At 69.9% G+C, this 17,397-nt stretch carries 16 protein-coding genes; 7 read left to right on the top strand and 9 right to left on the bottom strand.

Annotation, left to right across the window (positions count from 1 at the left end):
• The 6 genes from ACQPZW_RS05355 to ACQPZW_RS05330 all read left to right on the top strand — a co-directional run bounded on the left by ACQPZW_RS05355 (window position 1) and on the right by ACQPZW_RS05330 (window position 4,714).
• A complete protein-coding gene (locus ACQPZW_RS05355; RefSeq protein ID WP_433793719.1) occupies window positions 1-249 on the top strand; it encodes a hypothetical protein in 249 nt (82 codons plus the stop codon).
• A complete protein-coding gene (locus tag ACQPZW_RS05350) occupies window positions 246-989 on the top strand; it encodes a metallophosphoesterase family protein (RefSeq protein WP_433793718.1) in 744 nt (247 codons plus the stop codon). Before ACQPZW_RS05355 ends, ACQPZW_RS05350 begins: the two co-directional genes overlap by 4 nt.
• 42 nt (window positions 990-1,031) lie before the next feature.
• Entirely contained in the window at window positions 1,032-1,175 is a 144-nt protein-coding gene (locus tag ACQPZW_RS05345; protein WP_170153708.1) for a GPGG-motif small membrane protein, read from the top strand.
• Between the two features lie 185 nt (window positions 1,176-1,360).
• Window positions 1,361-2,317 (top strand): MHYT domain-containing protein, encoded by a 957-nt coding sequence (locus tag ACQPZW_RS05340; protein WP_433793717.1) that lies wholly within the window; start codon window positions 1,361-1,363, stop codon window positions 2,315-2,317.
• A 66-nt stretch (window positions 2,318-2,383) separates the two neighbouring features.
• On the top strand, window positions 2,384-3,079 hold the full coding sequence (locus ACQPZW_RS05335; protein ID WP_433793716.1) for an HD domain-containing protein: 696 nt from the start codon (window positions 2,384-2,386) through the stop codon (window positions 3,077-3,079).
• Window positions 3,080-3,106: 27 nt separating this feature from the next.
• Complete coding sequence (locus ACQPZW_RS05330) at window positions 3,107-4,714, top strand: glycoside hydrolase family 13 protein (protein ID WP_433793715.1); 1,608 nt, start codon at window positions 3,107-3,109, stop codon at window positions 4,712-4,714.
• On the opposite strand, the gene ACQPZW_RS05325 is transcribed toward ACQPZW_RS05330, so the two are convergent.
• The 5 genes from ACQPZW_RS05325 to xylA all read right to left on the bottom strand — a co-directional run bounded on the left by ACQPZW_RS05325 (window position 4,622) and on the right by xylA (window position 11,900).
• Window positions 4,622-6,106, bottom strand: coding sequence for an MFS transporter (locus ACQPZW_RS05325; RefSeq protein WP_433793714.1), 1,485 nt, complete (start codon window positions 6,104-6,106; stop codon window positions 4,622-4,624). The two genes, ACQPZW_RS05330 and ACQPZW_RS05325, sit on opposite strands and share 93 nt — an antisense overlap.
• A 122-nt stretch (window positions 6,107-6,228) precedes the next feature.
• Window positions 6,229-7,662, bottom strand: a complete 1,434-nt coding sequence (locus ACQPZW_RS05320; RefSeq protein ID WP_433793713.1) for an RICIN domain-containing protein — start codon at window positions 7,660-7,662, stop codon at window positions 6,229-6,231.
• Window positions 7,663-7,664: 2 nt separating this feature from the next.
• Window positions 7,665-9,107 (bottom strand): pectinesterase family protein, encoded by a 1,443-nt coding sequence (locus ACQPZW_RS05315; protein ID WP_433793712.1) that lies wholly within the window; start codon window positions 9,105-9,107, stop codon window positions 7,665-7,667.
• Window positions 9,108-9,330: 223 nt separating this feature from the next.
• On the bottom strand, window positions 9,331-10,710 hold the full coding sequence (gene xylB, locus ACQPZW_RS05310) for a xylulokinase (RefSeq protein WP_433793711.1): 1,380 nt from the start codon (window positions 10,708-10,710) through the stop codon (window positions 9,331-9,333).
• A 2-nt stretch (window positions 10,711-10,712) separates the two neighbouring features.
• Window positions 10,713-11,900 carry a xylose isomerase gene (gene xylA / locus ACQPZW_RS05305; protein ID WP_433793710.1) on the bottom strand — a complete coding sequence of 396 codons (1,188 nt, stop codon included), beginning with the start codon at window positions 11,898-11,900 and terminating at the stop codon, window positions 10,713-10,715.
• Between the two features lie 104 nt (window positions 11,901-12,004).
• Between xylA and ACQPZW_RS05300 the strand changes: the two genes are divergently transcribed.
• Window positions 12,005-13,126, top strand: a complete 1,122-nt coding sequence (locus ACQPZW_RS05300; protein WP_433797430.1) for an ROK family transcriptional regulator — start codon at window positions 12,005-12,007, stop codon at window positions 13,124-13,126.
• Window positions 13,127-13,333: 207 nt separating this feature from the next.
• Here ACQPZW_RS05300 and ACQPZW_RS05295 read toward each other — a convergent pair whose 3' ends face one another.
• From ACQPZW_RS05295 to ACQPZW_RS05280, 4 genes are all read right to left on the bottom strand, one after another.
• A complete protein-coding gene (locus ACQPZW_RS05295; protein WP_433793709.1) occupies window positions 13,334-13,981 on the bottom strand; it encodes a VWA domain-containing protein in 648 nt (215 codons plus the stop codon).
• A gap of 20 nt (window positions 13,982-14,001) precedes the next feature.
• Window positions 14,002-15,057, bottom strand: coding sequence for a substrate-binding domain-containing protein (locus ACQPZW_RS05290; protein ID WP_433793708.1), 1,056 nt, complete (start codon window positions 15,055-15,057; stop codon window positions 14,002-14,004).
• A 249-nt stretch (window positions 15,058-15,306) separates the two neighbouring features.
• Window positions 15,307-16,359, bottom strand: a complete 1,053-nt coding sequence (locus tag ACQPZW_RS05285) for a lactonase family protein (protein WP_433793707.1) — start codon at window positions 16,357-16,359, stop codon at window positions 15,307-15,309.
• 114 nt (window positions 16,360-16,473) lie between these two features.
• Window positions 16,474-17,265, bottom strand: coding sequence for a hypothetical protein (locus tag ACQPZW_RS05280; RefSeq protein WP_433793706.1), 792 nt, complete (start codon window positions 17,263-17,265; stop codon window positions 16,474-16,476).
• Window positions 17,266-17,397: the final 132 nt, after the last annotated feature.

Here is a 17,397-nt window from a genome sequence, read left to right as displayed (position 1 = left end):
ATGACCAACCAGATCGATCTCGAGGCCGAGATCCAGCGCCTGCTCACCGAGCACGACCGTGTCGCCGAGCAGGGCATCACCGTGCATCGGCGGGACAACGTGGTGATCCTCGGCGGGGAGGTGGAGAGCGCGCAGCGGCGCGACGAGATCTGCCGGCAGGTCAGCAGCCACTTCCCCGAGATCGAGATCACCTGCGACATCGGCATCACCCGGGCGCAGGCCCCGAGTGAGGTGGAGGAGATTTCATGATCCGGATCGCCGCCGTGGGCGACGTCCACGTGGACAAGGACGTGGTGGGCCGCTACCGGCCCGCCCTCGAACAACTGCCCGATCGCGCCGACGCGCTTCTCATCGCCGGTGACCTGACCCGGCACGGGACGGTCGAGGAGGCGGAGTGCTTCGCCACCGAGTTCGGCGGCCTGGCCGTCCCGGTCGTGGTGGTCCTGGGCAACCACGACCACCAGAGTGACCAGGAGAAGCAGGTCACGGAGGTGCTGACCGACGCCGGGATCACCGTGCTGGAGTGCTCGTCGACGGTCCTGGACATCCGCGGCCAGCGGCTCGGCATCGCCGGCGCCAAGGGGTTCGGCGGTGGCTTCGCCGGGGCGTGCGCCAGCAACTTCGGCGAACGTGAGATGAAGAGCTTCGTCGGTGTGACCGAGGACATCTCGGCCCGGCTCGGGGAGGCGCTGCGCTCGGTGCAGTGCGACGCCCTGGTCGCGCTCACCCACTACGCCCCGGTGCCGGACACCCTGGTCGGCGAGCCTCTGGAGATCTACCCGTTCCTCGGGTGCTACCAGCTGGGCAACGCCGTCGACTCGGCGCCGACAGCGCTGGCCCTGCACGGGCACGCGCACCACGGATCGGAACGTGGCCGTACGCCCGGCGGTGTCCCGGTACGCAACGTCGCGCACCCGGTCATCAAGCAGGCGTACAACGTGTACCAGTTGCTCTCCGAGTCCGTGGACTCCGAACTCGTGTCGGCCTGAACCCAGGTTTCCGATTTCGAGGGTCCGGGTATCCGAGATGACATGGACCTTGTGCTTTGGATTCTCGCCGTAATCCTCGTGGTCGCCGGTGTTCTCGCGCTGTTCCGGCGGCAGATCCTCTGGGGTGTCGTTCTGATCATCGTCGGTCTCCTGGTGGGCCCCGGCGGCGTCAGCATCTTCACCTGATCGTCCTGTATCCCCCGGTCAAGCGTCATCGCCGATCCTGAACCGGGGTCGCCGCGGCTCGGTCCTCATCGGACACAGCCTCGGTGACCCCGGTTCTTCTCTTTCCCGCCGGCTGTTCTTCTCTTTAGTGCGCCCCCGCACACGACGTGCGATGTACGCCCGCGGATATCTGACTCAATCCCGGCGTGGCTGACGTCCATCACTTCACCTATGGCGCTTACAACCCGATAGCCGCGTACCTGCTGGCTTTCCTCGGATCGTTCCTCGGGCTCCTCTGTACCGGGCGGGCCCGCGACGCCCACAATCGCGGCCGGCGCAACCGGTGGCTGGCGATCGCCGCCTTCGCGATCGGCGGCGGCGGGATCTGGCTTATGCACTTCTCCGCGATGCTCGGCTTCGACATCCCGGTCAGCCCGGTCCGCTACGACCTGCCCCTGACCGTGCTCAGCCTGGCCTTCTCGGTGGTGACCGTGGGCGCCGGCCTGATGGTGGTCGGGCACGGCGAGCGCAGCGTGTCCAAGACCGTGGCGGCCGGCCTGCTGACCGGCGGCGGCGTGATCGCCATGCACTACACCGGCATGGAGGGCATCCGTATCCCCGGCACCATCCACTACTCCCCCGTGCTGGTGGTCGTGTCCGGCCTGATCGCCGTCGCGGCCAGCACGGTCGCGCTCTGGTTCGCCGTCTCGGTACGGGGCTGGCTGCGGGTCACCGCCGCCGCCGCGGTGATGGCCGTCGCGGTCTGCGGCATGCACTACACCGGCATGGCCGCCATGTCGATCGAGCTGACGCCGGGAGCGCCGCCCGCGGGCGGCATCCGGCCGCTCACCATGCTGGTCCCGATCATCCTGATCACCACGGCCACCATCGTCGCGGTGGCGCTGAGCGCGCTGCAGGCGATGACCGAGGAGGAGTTCACCGACGGGGCCGGGAGCCCGAGGCGGGGCGTGCACGCGGAGACCCCCCAGCCGTGGGTGGTGAAGCATCCGTCGATGGGCGCGATGCGCCTCACCCCGGCCGCCCGGGCGGTCGCCGCGGGCCGGGCCGCCGCCGGGAGCCGTCCCTCTCCCGGGCCACGTCCGTCACCCCGGCCGTCACCCTCTCCGGCGCAGGCCGCGCCACCGGCGACATCCGGCAGCTGATCGAAACCCATCGCCGCTCGCGATCCGGTATACCTGATCGACATGGCGCCAAGGATGCTGCTCTCGATGCCACTGCACGCCATCACCGAGGTGTACGGCGAAGCCGGCCTACGTGACCGATTCGCCCTGGAGATGGAGTCCTTCCCCGCCGGGGAGCGCAAACAGCTCACCGAGGCTCTCGAGCTCGCCTCCGATCTGCACGCCGCCGACCGCCGGGTCCGCGAGCCCTACGTCAACCATCTGCTGCGGGTCGCGATCCGGATCATCCGGTACTACGGGGTGCGGGACGTCGACGTGCTGGTGGCCGCGCTGCTGCACGACGCGGTCGAGGACCATCCGGCCGAGCTGGCGGGGCTGGAGACCGAGGCGTCGCACGCGGAGCTGACCGAGGCGGCGGTGGCCGAGCTGGCCCGGCGCTTCAATCCGCGGGTCGCCGAGCTGGTCCGGTCGGTCACCAACCCGGAGTACGATCCGGCCCGCGACAAGCACGAGCAGTACCGGATCCACGTCGCGGAGAACCTGGAACACGACGTGTGGGCGCGAGTGATCAAGATCTCCGACTTCACCGACAACGGGGTCGGCGTGATCCACACGACGCTGGACAAGGCGACCAGCTCGGCTCGCAAGTACCGGCCGCTCGTGCCCAAACTGCGGGAGCTCGTCGGGCGGCCCGACACGCCGCTGTCCACGCAGGCCAAGGAGCACATCCTGGACCAGCTGGACCTGGCCGAGGAGCGTTTCGCCGCGATCCTCGACGAGTAGGCGCGCGAGCCGAACTACCGTGGTGCCATGCCTACTGACGCCTGGTGGCGCGACGCGGTCATCTACCAGATCTATCCCCGATCGTTCGCCGACGCGGACGGCGACGGCATGGGCGACCTGCCCGGCATCACCGCCCGGCTGCCCCTGTTGCGGCGACTCGGCGTCGACGCCGTCTGGCTGTCGCCGTTCTACCCCAGCCCGCAGCACGACGCCGGCTACGACGTCGCCGACTACCGGGGCGTCGACAGCCGGTTCGGTTCGCTCGGCGACGCCGACAAGCTGATCGCCACGGCCCACGAGCTGGGCCTGAGGATCATCGTGGACCTGGTGCCCAACCACACGTCCAGCGAGCACGTGTGGTTCCGGGCCGCGGTCGAGGCCGGACCGGGCAGCCCGGAGCGGGATCGCTACATATTCCGCGACGGTGACGAGCCGCCCAACTCGTGGCAGAGCGTCTTCGGCGGCTCCGCCTGGCAGCGGCTGCCGGACGGCCAGTGGTATCTGCATCTGTTCGACGTCTCGCAGCCCGATCTCAACTGGGATCACCCCGAGGTGCGGGCCGAGTTCCTCGACATCCTGCGGTTCTGGCTGGACCGCGGGGTCGACGGGTTCCGGGTGGACGTGGCGCACGGCCTGATCAAGGACGCCGACCTCACCGACTGGACGGCCCCGTCGGTGATCCTGGGCGGCCTGGACTCGGTCGGCCCGCCGCCGCCGATGTGGGACCAGGAGGGCGTGCACGAGATCTACCGGCAGTGGCGGGCCGTCCTCGACGAGTACCCGGGCGGCCGCATCCTGGTCGCCGAGGCGTGGGTGCAGCCGGAGGAGCGGCTGGCCCGCTACGTGCGCCCGGACGAGATGCACCAGGCGTTCAACTTCCCGTACCTGGAGGCGCCGTGGTCGCCGGAGCCGCTGCGGGAGATCATCGACTCGTCGCTGGCCGCCAACGACGCGGTCGGCGCGACCACCACCTGGGTGCTCTCCAACCACGACGTCGTACGGCACGCGTCCCGGCTCGGTTTCCCGCCCGGCGAGGGCCGCAAGCCCGGCATCGGCGTCGGCGACCCGCAGCCGGACAGCGCGCTGGGGCTGCGCCGGGCCCGGGCCGCGACCCTGCTGATGCTGGCCCTGCCCGGCTCCGCCTACCTCTACCAGGGCGAGGAGCTGGGGCTGCCGGAGCACACCACGCTGCCCGACGAGTTCCGCGAGGACCCGGCCTGGGAGCGGTCCGGGCACACCGAGCGCGGCCGCGACGGCTGCCGGGTGCCGATCCCGTGGGAGGCCGACGCCCCGTCCTACGGTTTCGGCCCGGCCGACGCGAGCTGGCTACCGCAGCCGAAGATCTGGGCGGAGTACGCGCTGGACCGCCAGATCGACGTGCCCGGCTCCACCTGGGAGTTGTACCGGTCGGCGCTGGCCATCCGCCGCGGGCACGAACTCGGCACCGGGGAACTGGTCTGGCTGGCCGGAGACGAGGGTGCGCTGGCGTTCCGCAACGGCGACGTGACGGTGGTGACCAACTTCAGCGCCGAGCCGGTGTCGCTACCGCCCGGAGCCCGGGTCCTGCTGAGCAGCGAGCCCCTCGACGCCGACGGGCGGGTTCCCACCGACGTCACCGTCTGGTCGGTGCTCTGAGCGGTCCGGTCGGTGTTCTGAGGCGGCCGCCAGCAGGGCGGCGTGCGTGTCGGCCATGTCCGCCGCCACCGTCCTGCTGGCCAGCCAGTACATGATGCCGGTCGGCACGAAGAAGACCTGGAAGGCGGCCAGGCCGACGGCGTAGTTCAGCGGCGGCGGGTAGGTGCCCGCCAGGCTCGCGAACACGACCGCCACCAGCACGTTGCCACCTGCCCGGCCGGCCCCGTTGACCAGGTTGCCGAGGCCGTAGACGGTGCCGCGGTGCTGCGGCGGGTTCACGTCGGCGATCATGGCGAACCAGTTCGGCGAGTTCGCCGACGTCAGCATCAGCGCGAAGATCGACACCACCAGGCAGATCCCGACGGTCGGCTCGGTGACCACGTTCGCCAGCACACCCCGGACCACCGCGGCGGTCCCCGCACCGTCCGGCACGGTGATCTTCATGGGGACGAAGAACAACACCACGTAGAGGGGTACGGCCGACAGCACCCCGATCGACGCGACCAGGGCACGGCCCCGGGGCGTACGCCGCTGCAACCGGTCCCCGGCCAGACCGCCGAGGATCGACAGCGCCGCGCCGAGCTGGAAGATCGTGGCGAACACGCTGCCGATCAGCACCGCCGTGCCGGTGGTGTAGCCCTGGTCCTCGGCCCGGGCCCGGAACAGCACCGGCAGCCACACCATCGAGCCGAACGCGATCTGCGCCGTGCCGCCCTGCAGGATCAGCCAGACGTTGGTCCGCCGTTTCAGGATGACCGGCAGGTCCTCGTGGTGGATGCGCTCCTCGTAGTCGATGCCGGCCAGCTCGGGCTGGCTGTCGCCACGCGGCACGTTGAAGGTGAACAGGTATGCCACGGTGGCGATCAGCCCGGCCGCCGCCGTCACCAGGAACGGCCGCCGCCAGTCGGCGTGACCCAGCAGCCCGCCGGCCAGGGTCCCGGTCAGGGTGCCGACGCCCTGCGACAGGCCCCAGAAGCTCATCACCAGGCCGCGGCGGCGTGGCGTGATCAGATCGCTGACCACCGAGAAGCTGACCGACGCGACCCCGCCCAACCCGAACGCGGCGAGCACCTGCCCGGCCAGGAACGTGCCGTAGTCCTCGGCCAGCCCGGACCAGGCGGTGCCGAGGACCCAGATCACCGTGCCCGCCACCAGAACCGGTTTCCGGTCGGTGCGGTCGCCGAGATAGGCGAACCCGATCGCGGCGATCGCACTGATCAGGAACATGATCGTGGTGGCCAGCGCGATGTGCGCCTCGGTCACCTCGAGTTCGGCGCCGATGCTGCCGTAGAGCGGCGGGACGATGCCGATGGCGATGTTGTCGAGGGCGGCGAGAACGACGAAGACCACCACGCTGTACACGCGGTGCGCCGTGCCACCCCTGCCCGTCACCGGAGAAGGTTAGCCCCCGGGTGGTGCCCGCCGCTGTCTCAGGGCAGGTGACGGCCCCACCGGATCGGTGACCCGCGCGGGGTGGGGCGGCGCTGCCCGGAGGCAGCGCCGCCCGTGCGGACTCAGTTGCCGATGCTCGCCTGCGGGCCGGCGTAGGTAGCCAGCAGCGCCGGGACGTCGGCGGCCGCATCCAGGGTGTACGGGTAGAAGGCCTTCGGGTCGAAGGCAGAGCCATTGGTCTGCTGCCTGCCCGACGAGTTCTTGACGATGCTGCCGCTCTGCTTGAGCTGGGCGGCCGACGTGTCGTTGTAGAACGGGTTCGCGACGTTGTCGAAGTAGCTGTTCTCCAGAACCATCTTCGTGCCACCACGCGACAGGTTGCCGTACGACGTGATGTTCTGCAGGTGGTTGTTGTAGAGGTGGGCGTAGGCGACGTTGTCGGTGCTCGGGTTCCGCTGGTTGGTGCCCTTGATCCAGTTGTGGTGGATCGTCATCCGCGCGGTCACGTTCTCGGTCCAGCCGATGCCGAACGCCTTGTTGCCCGTCTCCAGCACGTTCCACGACACGGTCAGGTACGTGGTGTCCTTACGGCTGTCGATCATGCCGTCGTTCATCCGGGTGATCCTGTTGTGGTCGATCCAGATGTGGTCGGCGGTGTCCATCTGGATGCCGTCGTAGTCGTACGTCTTGTCGTCCGGGTCGTCGTCGGTCATCTGCGTGTCGCGGATGGTGAGGTTGCGGATGATGACGTTCTTGACGCCCTCGCCGAGGAAGAAGCCGCCGCCGACGATCTCGCCCCTGGTGCCGGCGCCGACGATCGTCTTGTTCGACTTGACCTTGAGCTCGGTGCCCTTCGGGGTGATCGTGATGGGCCCACCCACCTTGATCACGTAGGGCTCGGTCGCGGTGACGTACCTGGTCAGGTCGGCCAGCGTGGTGACCGTGACGGTGGCGCCGGCCGCGCCGCCGGTGGTGCCGCCGCCGGTGGAGGCGAACCCGTCCGGAGTGGACGCCCAGGTACGGCCGGCCACCGGTGTGAACGACCACTGCTTGTTCGAGTTGGCGGTGCACGTCTCCTGGATGATCGCCGCGCCGTTGGCGGTCGACGCGCCCTCGTCGGAGATGCACAGCCCGTTGCCGGCGTTGACGATCTGGAACGTGTCGGTGCCCGACGCCACCACCTTCCACTGCTGGTTGGTCTGCGAGCTGACGCAGGTGTACTGCTGCAACCGGGCGCCGGAGGTCGTCGAGGCGGACGGCACGTCGATGCACCTACCGCTGTTCACGTTCTGGATCAGGAAGTTGCTCCCCGACGCGATGAGCTTGAACTGCTGCCACGTCGAGTTCGCGGTGCAGCCCCACTGTTGGAGCAGCGCGCTGTTCGCGGTCGAAGCGGACGGCACGTCGATGCACTTGCCGCTCTTCTTAGCGATCAGCTGGTAGTCGACACCGGCCGTCGGGGCGGTCGCCGCGTTCGACGGCAGCACGGAATACCCGATGAAGGCGGCCGGGACGGCGAGGACTGTCGCCGCGAGGAGGATGCGCTTCTTCTTCATGCTCAACCCACCGGGTTCCAGTTGTCGGTGCCGGCCAGATACTTCTGCGGGGTGTGGTTCGCGGCCTGCGCGTCACTCAACTGCGGCCGGTTGCCGTTCGTGGTCGCGCCGGCGCCGGTGTTCTTGTACTCCAGGAACCGGGCGTTCTGCCAGACGTTGCCGGACATGTCGGTCCAGGGCTGGGCGGTCTTCATCGTGGCGCTCAGACTCGACTCCCGGAACAGCACCTGCGCGTTCGGGCCCCACGGCCGGCCGAGCTGGGTGGTGTTGTTCGTGGCGCCGGTGATCGTGCACTTGTAGAAGAGGAAGCCGTACGGGTTCGCCGCGTCGGTCCGGGCCGCCGTGATGGGGCCGCCGGTGGTCCGCTTCTCGTAGATGCTCGTGGCGTTGAAGACACCCGTGCCGGAGCCGAAGATGAAATCGACCGTGCCCTCGACGTACGAGTTCCGTACGTAGGTACGGCCGCTGTTGAGCAGGAACGTGTCCTGGTCGCCGAGCAGACGGACGTTGTCGAGCCGGGTCCGGTCGCCGCCGACGTTCAGCGCCACGGCCTGGTCGCCGGTCTCGTAGGTGTTCTCGTCGTAGTCGTTCGACACGGTCAGGTTCTTCGCGATGAAGTCCTTGCCGTTGACGAACATGGTCGCGCTGCCCGAGGTGCCGCTGGTGTAGGCGGAGTTGTTGTAGACGATCACGGTCTGCGAGGCGGACCCGCCGCCACCGGTGAGCGTGATGAAGGGCTTGTTCGACGGGATCGTGACGACCTCGCGGTAGGTGCCCGGCTTGATGGTGATCTCGACCCGGCCGGTGTTGTTCGCCGGAACCGCGTTGATCGCGGCCTGCACCGTCCTGTACTTGCCGGTGCCGTCGGCGGCCACGGTGAAGGTGCCGGTGCTCCCACCGGAGACCGCGGTGAACGCCCACTGCTTGTTGCTGTTGGCGGTGCACGTCTCCTGGATGATCGCCGCGCCGTTGGCCGTCGACGCGCCCTCGTCCGAGATGCACAGGCCGTTGCCCACGTTGACGATCTGGAACGTGTCGGTGCCCGACGCCACGACCCTCCACTGCTGGTTGGTCTGCGACGCGACGCACGTGTACTGCTGCAACCGGGCACCCGAGGTCGTCGACGCCGACGGCACATCGATGCACTTACCGCTGTTCACGTTCTGGATCAGGAAGCCGCTTCCCGACGCCACCAACGTGAACTGCTGCCACGCCGAGTCCGCGGTGCAGCCCCACTGCTGCAGCAGCGCGCTGTTCGCCGTCGACGCCGACGGCACATCGATGCACTTGCCGCTCTTCTTCACGATCAGCTGATAGGCGACGCCCGTCGTGGGCGCAGTCGCCGCATTCGACGGCAACACCGAGTACCCGATCAGCCCGGCGGGCACGACCAGTGCGGCCGCGACGCCGAACAGTGCCCGCTTCCGAGATTCTCTCTCTACCACTGCGGTCCTTCCTACGTGCTCGGGGATGACGGCCGAGGGGGAGACGGCCGGTGTTCCTGTGCACGTAGATGCCGCACGAGACGAGAGACAACAGAAAACCAGAGAAATTTCCGGGGGTACGGTCCGCGCGTCCCCGCCGCGCGCAAGAGGCGTCGACGGGCGGCGGGTATGGCATCCCACCGCCGTCTCGGGCGTGCTGAGAGGGCGGTGGGAGCGATACGGGTCAGGGTCGGACGGCGGCGTACTGTTCGCGAATCCGCGGGACCGGGTCGGCCTCGTACACCTCGGGGGTGTCCGCGGACCAGACCGGCGGAAGATCGCCGCCCACGGTGACCCACGCGGCCTGGCGGGCGGCCCCGTCCGCGACGTACTCGCCGGGCGGCGGCACCACCACCGGTTTGCCGAAGAGCGCGGGCGCGATCCGGCGGACCGCCTCGCTGCGCGCCCCGCCACCGATCAGCACGATCCGGTCGGCCACCGCGCCCGAGGCGGTGAGCGCGTCCAAACCGTCGGCGAGAGCGCAGAGCATGCCCTCGACGGCGGCCCGGGCCAGGTGCGCCGGGGTCGACGTCCGGAGGGTGAGCCCGTGGACCGAGCCGGTGGCGTCCGGCCGGTTCGGGGTCCGCTCCCCCTCCAGATAGGGCACGAGCACCAGCCCGTCGGCTCCGGCGCTCGTGCTCAACGCCAGCTTCGACAGCTCGTCGTGGCCGACGTTCAGCAGCTTGGCCGCCGCGTCGAGGACCCGGGCCGCGTTGAGCGTCACCACGATCGGCAGGAAACGGCCGGTGGTGTCGGCGAACCCGGCCACCGTGCCGGTCGGGTCGTTCGGCGAGACCTCCGACGAGGCGAAGACCGTGCCGGACGTGCCGATCGAGACGATCACGTCGCCGGGGGCCGCGCCGGTGCCGAGAGCGGCCGCCGCGTTGTCCCCGGCGCCCGGGCCCAGTGGGGCGCCGTTGGGCAGGCGCCCGGCGATCCCGGTGGGGCCGAGCACCTCCGGCACGATCAGTGACCGGCCGAACCCGAGCTCCAGCAGATCGTGACGGTACTCATCGGTCCTGGCCGACCAGTAGAGCGTGCCGCTGGCGTCGCTGCGGTCGGTCCGCAGATCGCTCAGGGACGTGGATCCGGACAGCTTCCACGTCAGCCAGTCGTGCGGCAGGCACACCGCGGCCACCCTCGCCGCGTTGTCCGGCTCGTTGCGGGCCAGCCAGCGCAGCTTGGTCAGGGTGAAACTGGCGACCGGCACGATGCCGACCGCGTCCGCCCAGGCCGCCCCGCCGCCCAGCTCGGCGATCAGGTCGGCAGCCGCGCCGGCGCTGCGGGTGTCGTTCCACAGCAGCGCCGGCCGGACCACCTCGCCGTTCTCGTCGAGCGCGACCATGCCGTGCTGCTGACCGGCGACCGAGGCGGCGGCCACGTCGTCCAGACCGCCGGCCTCCTCGATCGCCCGCTGCAGCGCGGTCCACCACGCGTCCGGGTGGACCTCGGTGCCGTCCGGGTGCGCGGCACGGCCCTGCCGGACCAGCTTGCCGGTCTCGGCATCGCGGATCACGACCTTGCACGACTGGGTCGAGCTGTCGATCCCGGCGACGAGAGCCACGGTTACCGGGCCCCGATGAGGTGCTCGATGGCGAGCTGGTTGAGCTTGACGAAGTGGTAGCCCTGCGCGCCCGCGGCGTCGGCGTCGAAGTCCTCGAACGCGCTGCGGTCGGCGAGCAGCTCGGTGTAGCTCTCCCCGGAGCTCAGGGTGGGCACGCTCAGCTCGGCGACCTTCGCGGCAGCCAGCGCCGCCTGCACCTCGGGGTCGGCGCGGAACGCCTTCGCCCGCTCCTTGAGCAGCAGGTACATCTTGATGTTGGCGCGGGCCGACTCCCAGACGCCGTCGAAGTCCTCGGTACGCGACGGCTTGTAGTCGAAGTGACGCGGGCCCTCGTAGGCCGGGGTGCCGTCGACGCCGCCGTTCTCCAGCAGGTCGACCAGGGAGAACGCGCTGAGCAGGTCACCGTGGCCGAAGACCAGGTCCTGGTCGTACTTCGGGCCGTGCTGCCCGTTGAGGTCGATGTGGAACAGCTTGCCGTGCCACAGCGCCTGGGCGATGCCCTGGGTGAAGTTGAGCCCGGCCATCTGCTCGTGGCCGACCTCCGGGTTGATGCCGAACAGCTCGGGACGGTCGAGCTCCTGGGTGAACGCGATGGCGTGGCCGGCGGTCGGGAGCAGGATGTCGCCGCGGGGCTCGTTCGGCTTGGGCTCGATGGCGAAGCGGAAGCCGTAGCCACGGTCCTCGGAGTACTGCGCGAGCAGGTTGAGGGCCTCGCGGTAGCGGTCGAGAGCGGCCTGCACGTCCTTGGCCGAGTCGTACTCGGCACCCTCCCGGCCGCCCCAGATCACCAGGGTCTTCGCGCCCAGCTCGGCACCGAGGTCCATCTGGCGCAGCACCTTGCGCACGGCGTAGCGCCGCACGTTGCGGTCGTTGCTGGTGAAGCCGCCGTCCTTGAACACCGGGTGGGTGAACAGGTTGGTGGTGACCATCGGCACGATCAGGCCGGTCTCGTCGAGGGCCTTCTTGAAGCCGGCGATGATGCCGTCCCGGGTCTGCGCGTCGGCGCCGAACGGGACCAGGTCGTCGTCGTGGAACGTGATGCCGTAGGCGCCGATCTCGGCGAGCTTGTGAACCGCCTCGACCGGGTCGAGAGCCGGGCGGGTGGCGTCACCGAACGGGTCGCGGGCCTGCCAACCGACGGTCCAGAGACCGAAGGAGAACTTGTCGTCGCGTGTGGGCTGGACGGACACGGGTAACCTCCCGGAAATTGTTTAGTGGTTGAATTATTTGACTGCGGTATGGCACTGTCAAGGGCGTGTTGGCCGCCTCCACGACTCCGGTTCGCCAGGCGAGCGTGCGCGCCCATAATCTCGCGCTTGTTCTGCACACCGTGGCAAACAGCACACATCCGCCATCTCGGGCAGCGGTCGCGGCGGCCACCGGACTGACCCGCGCGACCGTTTCCGCCCTTGTCGACGACCTAGTGGCAGGCGGGCTCCTGATCGAGGTCGACCCACCCCCGCGCACCGGCGCCGGGCGGCCCGCGGTCGGCCTCGCACTCACCTCCGCCGGGCCGGCCGGCCTCGGGCTGGAGATCAACGTCGACTATCTGGCCGCCTGCGTGGTCGATCTGACCGGCGCCGTCCGCCACCGCCACGTGGAGCACGCCGACCAGCGGCCCGCCGACCCGGCCGAGGCCCTCGCCGCGCTCGGCCGGCTCGCCGCCACCGCCCGGCTCGCCGCCGAGGCCGACGGGCTCATCGTCGCCGGCGCCGCCCTCGCCGTTCCCGGCCTGGTCGCCGGCGGCGTGGTCCGGGTCGCCCCCAACCTCGGCTGGCAGGACGTCGACGCGGTCACCGCACTCCGCGCCGTCCCCGAGCTGGCCGACCTGCCGATCACCGTGGACAACGAGGCCAACCTGGCCGCTCTCGGCGAGCTCCGCGTCACCGGCGGCGCCACCCCCGCCCTCTCCGGTCTCACCGTGGACCGCGGCGACGGCAGTTCGTTCCTCTACGTCTCCGGGGAGATCGGCATCGGCGCGGGGCTCGTCATCGACGGCGAGCTCTATCGCGGCGTGCGCGGCTGGAGCGGTGAGATCGGGCACGTCACCGTCTATCCCGACGGGCTGCCCTGCCGGTGCGGGGCGCGCGGCTGCCTCGAGCAGTATGCGGGTCAGGAAGCCCTGGCACGGAACGAGCCGCTCGCCGCCGCCGCGCTCGGTATCGCGCTGTCGGCCGTGGTCAACCTGCTCGACGTGCCGGTCATCGTGCTCGGCGGGGCCTACGCGCCGATCTTCGGCACGCTGCGCGGGGGCATCGAGGCCGAGCTGCGGCGGCGGGTGCTGACCGCGGGGCTGGCGCCGGTCAGCTTGCGCGCCGCCGCGCTCGGGGCGGACGCGGCGATGCGGGGCGCGGCGGACACGATCATCCGGGCCGTACGCGAGGATCCCGCGGCCTGGTTGCGCCGCCTCCCCTGACCGGCACGCCCGGGCGTGAGCCCCCGGAGACACGCCGGCCTCAGCCCGACCACGGGAGCCCGACGGGGCCTCTTGCGCGCGGCGGGGGCGCGCGGACCGTACCACCGCATGGTTTTGATCTTCGGGGTCGTGCGACGGAGACGGCGGCGGCCGCCGCCCTCGGGTGAGGGACGGCGGCCGCTTCGGTGCCTGTGTCGCGGGTGGTGCCTAGATGACGCCGGTCCGCGAGCCGATGGCCTGCGCGAAGATGCTGGTGATCAGCGTCGGGTCGGGGGCCAGGAAGACGCCGCTGTTGCTGTTGGGGAGCGCGTCCCGCAGCATCTTCAGCTCGTCGACGCTGACCTTGTCGCCGATGCCGATGAGCACCAGACGGATCGGCTTCTTCGGGTCCTGCGCCTTCTTGAGCCCGGCCACGACCTGCTCCTTGGTGAGGCCGGCCTGGTTCTCGTTGGCGCCGTCGGTGAAGAGGATGACCGAGTTGATCTTCTGCGGGGAGTAGTTCTTCTTCACGTGGTTGTACGCGTCGAGAACCGTGTCGTAGAGACCGGTGCCGCCGTTGCGGTTCGGGTCGAGCTGGGCGATCGAGTTCTGCAGCTTCTCCCGGCCGGTGGTCAGCGAGGTGATCCCGACGAGCTGCTTCCACGCCTTCGGGCCCTCCTCGTTGGTGGAGAACCGCCACACGCCGACCGACCACTTGTTACTGAAGAGCGAGAGGCCCACGCTGGCGGCCGCCTGGGTCACCTGCGCCCGGGTCTTGCCACCGGCGGTCGGCACCACCTCGGCCATCGAGCCGGAGGTGTCGAAGACGGTGAGCGCCTGACCCGGCTTGGTGGTCGCGATCCAGCCACCGACCACGGCGCTCAGGTCACCGCCGGTCAGCGCGGCCGAACCCGCGGCGCCCTCGGCCGCCTTGGCCCCGGCGGGGTGACCGCCGGGGACGCCTTGGGGGCGCCCATCGGGGCCGGGAAGTTCGCGCCGTACGTGCCGTCCGGCGACCGCAGACCGGCCGCCGCCAGCGCGTTCTTGGCGGTGGGGGTCTGCAGCTCCTTGAGCAGGAGATCCGCGGCGTCCGACTTCTGCTTGTCGACCACCTGCGGCATGACCGTGTACGGGTAGTCGAGCGGCGCCGGGCTCGGCTCCATGTAGATGGCGCTGAGCGGGATGGCCGGGCGCTCGGCGTTGTAGGCGACCACGTCCTCCTCGGACAGCGGCGCCGCGCTCACCGTGTTGCTGCCCCCGATGTCGGCCTCCGACTTGGGGAACTTCGCCACCAGCTCCTCGCGGAGCACGGCCTTGTTGGTGTCGAGCGCGGTGAGCGCCCGCGACTTGGCCTTGAGCGCCTCGATCGGGTCACCGCCGGCGCCGCTGGAGGCCTGGCTGAGCGCCAGCAGGCTCATCAGGCCGGACGCGTCCTGCGTCGGGTCCATGATGCCGACCTGGAGCGGCTCGGGGGCGGTGAAGTTGGTGAGCAGGTCGGACCAGCCGATCTGCTTGTTGGGCCAGCCGAAGTTCTTCGCGATCGGCTCCGGCATGGCCAGCACCAGCGGGCTCTGCGCGACCGAGGTGATGTCGCCCGGCAGGAAGCCGGCGGCCTCGGTCTGGATGCGCAGCAGCCACGTCGAGGAGTCCGGGATCCAGACGTCCGGAACCTGCTTGGCGTCGGGCGCCGGGTTGAGGCCGATGAGGGCGACCGAGTGGTCGCGGGTGACCGCGCTCGCGATCGTCGCCGGGAGCTCTTCGGTGACGTCGACCGCGACGCAGGTGTCGCCGACGGCGGCACCCGCCTTGGTCCACTGATCGGCGACCGACTTCACGGCGGGCACGATCTCTGGAGCGGCGGCCACGGTCAGTCGCACGGACCCGGAGCATCCCGAGGCGGCGAACTGCTGGTAGCCCAGGTACGTCCCCGCAATTACGACGACTATCGCCATCGCACCTCCGACGACGCCCGCTCCCTTGGAGTTGAAGTTTCTACGATGGCGGCCAGACACGCGCTCAATAGTGCGCATGTCCGAAGCTGAATGCCATATACGTTCGGACGAAAATTACTCAGATTGCCGTTTCTGGATCTAGAAACCACTGAGCGTGATTACGCCGTCTCGATGGGTATCAAGTTTGACCTGCGGCGTGCCGGGTTTGAAGTAGTTTCGCAACCGACACGCCGCAATGTCCGAACTTCCCTATGACCTGATCATCGGTGGATTCCACCGAAGCAGGCAGGTCGGAGTCGGTTCACCGGTCGGCTCGCCCTGCAGGCCGGGAATTCCGGTCTCCGGGTCGATGCGGAAAATGGTCACGTTCTGTGAACGCTGGTTGGTCACGTAGAGGTGATCCCCGAGCAGGACCATGTGCCTCGGCCACACCCCGCTCACCGGCACCTCGGCGATAAGCGTGACGCTGTCGCCGTCCCAGGCGAAGGTCGAGACGGTGTCCGGCCCCCGGTTCGCCACATAGACGAACCGGCCGTCCCGGCCCATCGTGATCTCCGACGGATAGACCTGACCGGAGGCCGTGCTGACCGCGATCTCCCCCCGCGGCTCGAGCGCCGGTGCGCCGGCCGGGCGGTACCAGCTGAGCGTGCCGGAGAGCTCCCCCACCAACAGCAGCGCCCCGTCGGCCGACCGCAGCAGATGACGCGGCCCGGTGCCCGGCTTCGCCTCGACCGCCGGCTCCGGCAGGCCCAGACGGCCCGAGTTCACGTCCAGCCGGGACCGCCACACCCGGTCCGAGCCCAGGTCGGAGATCAGCACGTCGGCGCCGTCCGGGACCACCTGGTGCGCGTGCGGGCCGGTCTGACGCTCCGGATCCGGGCCGGCGCCGCTCAGGATCAGCGAGTCACTGCGCTCCCCCGGCACGCCGTCGGCGTCCAGCGGGTGCACCGACACCGAGCCGCTCGCGTAGTTCGCCACCACCACGTGCCGGCCGTCGGCGGTGACCGCCAGGTGGCACGGATCCGACCCGCCGGTCGACCGCACCGTCAGCGGGGTCAGCGAGCAGTCCGGCGCCACCGCGAAGGCGGAGACCGTGCCCTGGTTCAGCTCGTTCACCGCGTACAGGACCGGAAGCGTGGGGTGCTGCGCCAGGAAGGAGGGCGACGGGGTGCGGGCGGCCAGCCCCAGCCGGATCAGATCCCCCGTCACCGGATCACGCCGCAACAGCGTGATGCCGTCCCCCTCACCTCCCTTGTCACCGGTGTAGCAGCCGACGAAGACGTACTCATGGCTCGAACCCATGCGTCGATCCCACCACAGAACGGCGAGAACGCACGGCAGGACACCGCCGCCGGCGGCGCGGACCCCCGTTGATCGCCCGCGCTGCCGGCAGCGGTGCCGCCGGATGCTCCCGACTCAGCCGTTCAGGAGCTCGTAGGCGTCCGCCGGTGCGTTCACGGCGCCCGAGGGCTCCTTGATCGGGGACGCCTTGCCGTACTGGTCGTAGACGACCTCGTAGGTTCCCGCCTTGACCTTGCCGGCCGCCGGGATCTTCACGACGGCCTTGGTGACCCGGCCCTCACCGTCGAGGGTCACTTCCAGGGGTACGGCCTTCGCCTTCTCCCCGAGAGCCTTGAGGGTCTCGTCGTCCACGATGTCGGCCTCGGTCGACTTGGTCAGGTCGGTGGTGCCGGCGTACGTGCCCTTGCCGGTCTCCTTGAGGTCCGCGGCGGCGGCCAGCAGCGTGCTCACGAACCCGGGGTCGGTCTCGCCCGCGTAGGTGAGGTCCTCGGACGAGTCCGCGGAGAGCTTGCCCTGGTCCAGCTTCATCCACTTCTTCGGGAACTTCGGCAGGCCCGCGCCGGCCGGGGCGTCGTCGAACGAGATCCGCGCCCACGCCTGCTTCTCGATGACCAGGAACCGCATCGTCAGGGTGATCTCGGAGTCCGGGATCTTCTCGACGAAGTCGCTGGTCACCGACTTGTTCGGGGCATCCAGCACGCCGGTGAACGACTGCTGCCCGCCCTTGACGGAGTAGCGGAACGCCGGGGTGCCCGTGCCCGGCACCCCCTTCTTCAGAGTGGTGGCCGCGGAGACCGGCTGCGGGGCCTTCTCCGGTACGTCGTCGGTCGTGCCGCACGCGGTCAGACCGGCGCCGGCGATCAGCAGAGCGCCGGTCAGAGCCAGGCGCTTGGTGAGAACGTTCATCGTCTTGTCTTTCCTCACGGGGTCCGCGATGCGTTGATGGACACAGGCTCCTGGAGACGGCTGCCGATGCGCTGCGGCTATGCTGCTGCCGGCTGCCGTTCCGCTGCCGCGAAGGAGAATCGGCAGGTCAGA

This window comes from Actinoplanes sp. CA-252034, assembly GCF_050956125.1.
Lineage (GTDB): Bacteria > Actinomycetota > Actinomycetes > Mycobacteriales > Micromonosporaceae > Actinoplanes.
The sequence above is the reverse complement of the archived record's forward strand: the minus strand, read 5'-3'. Positions and strand labels throughout refer to the sequence as shown.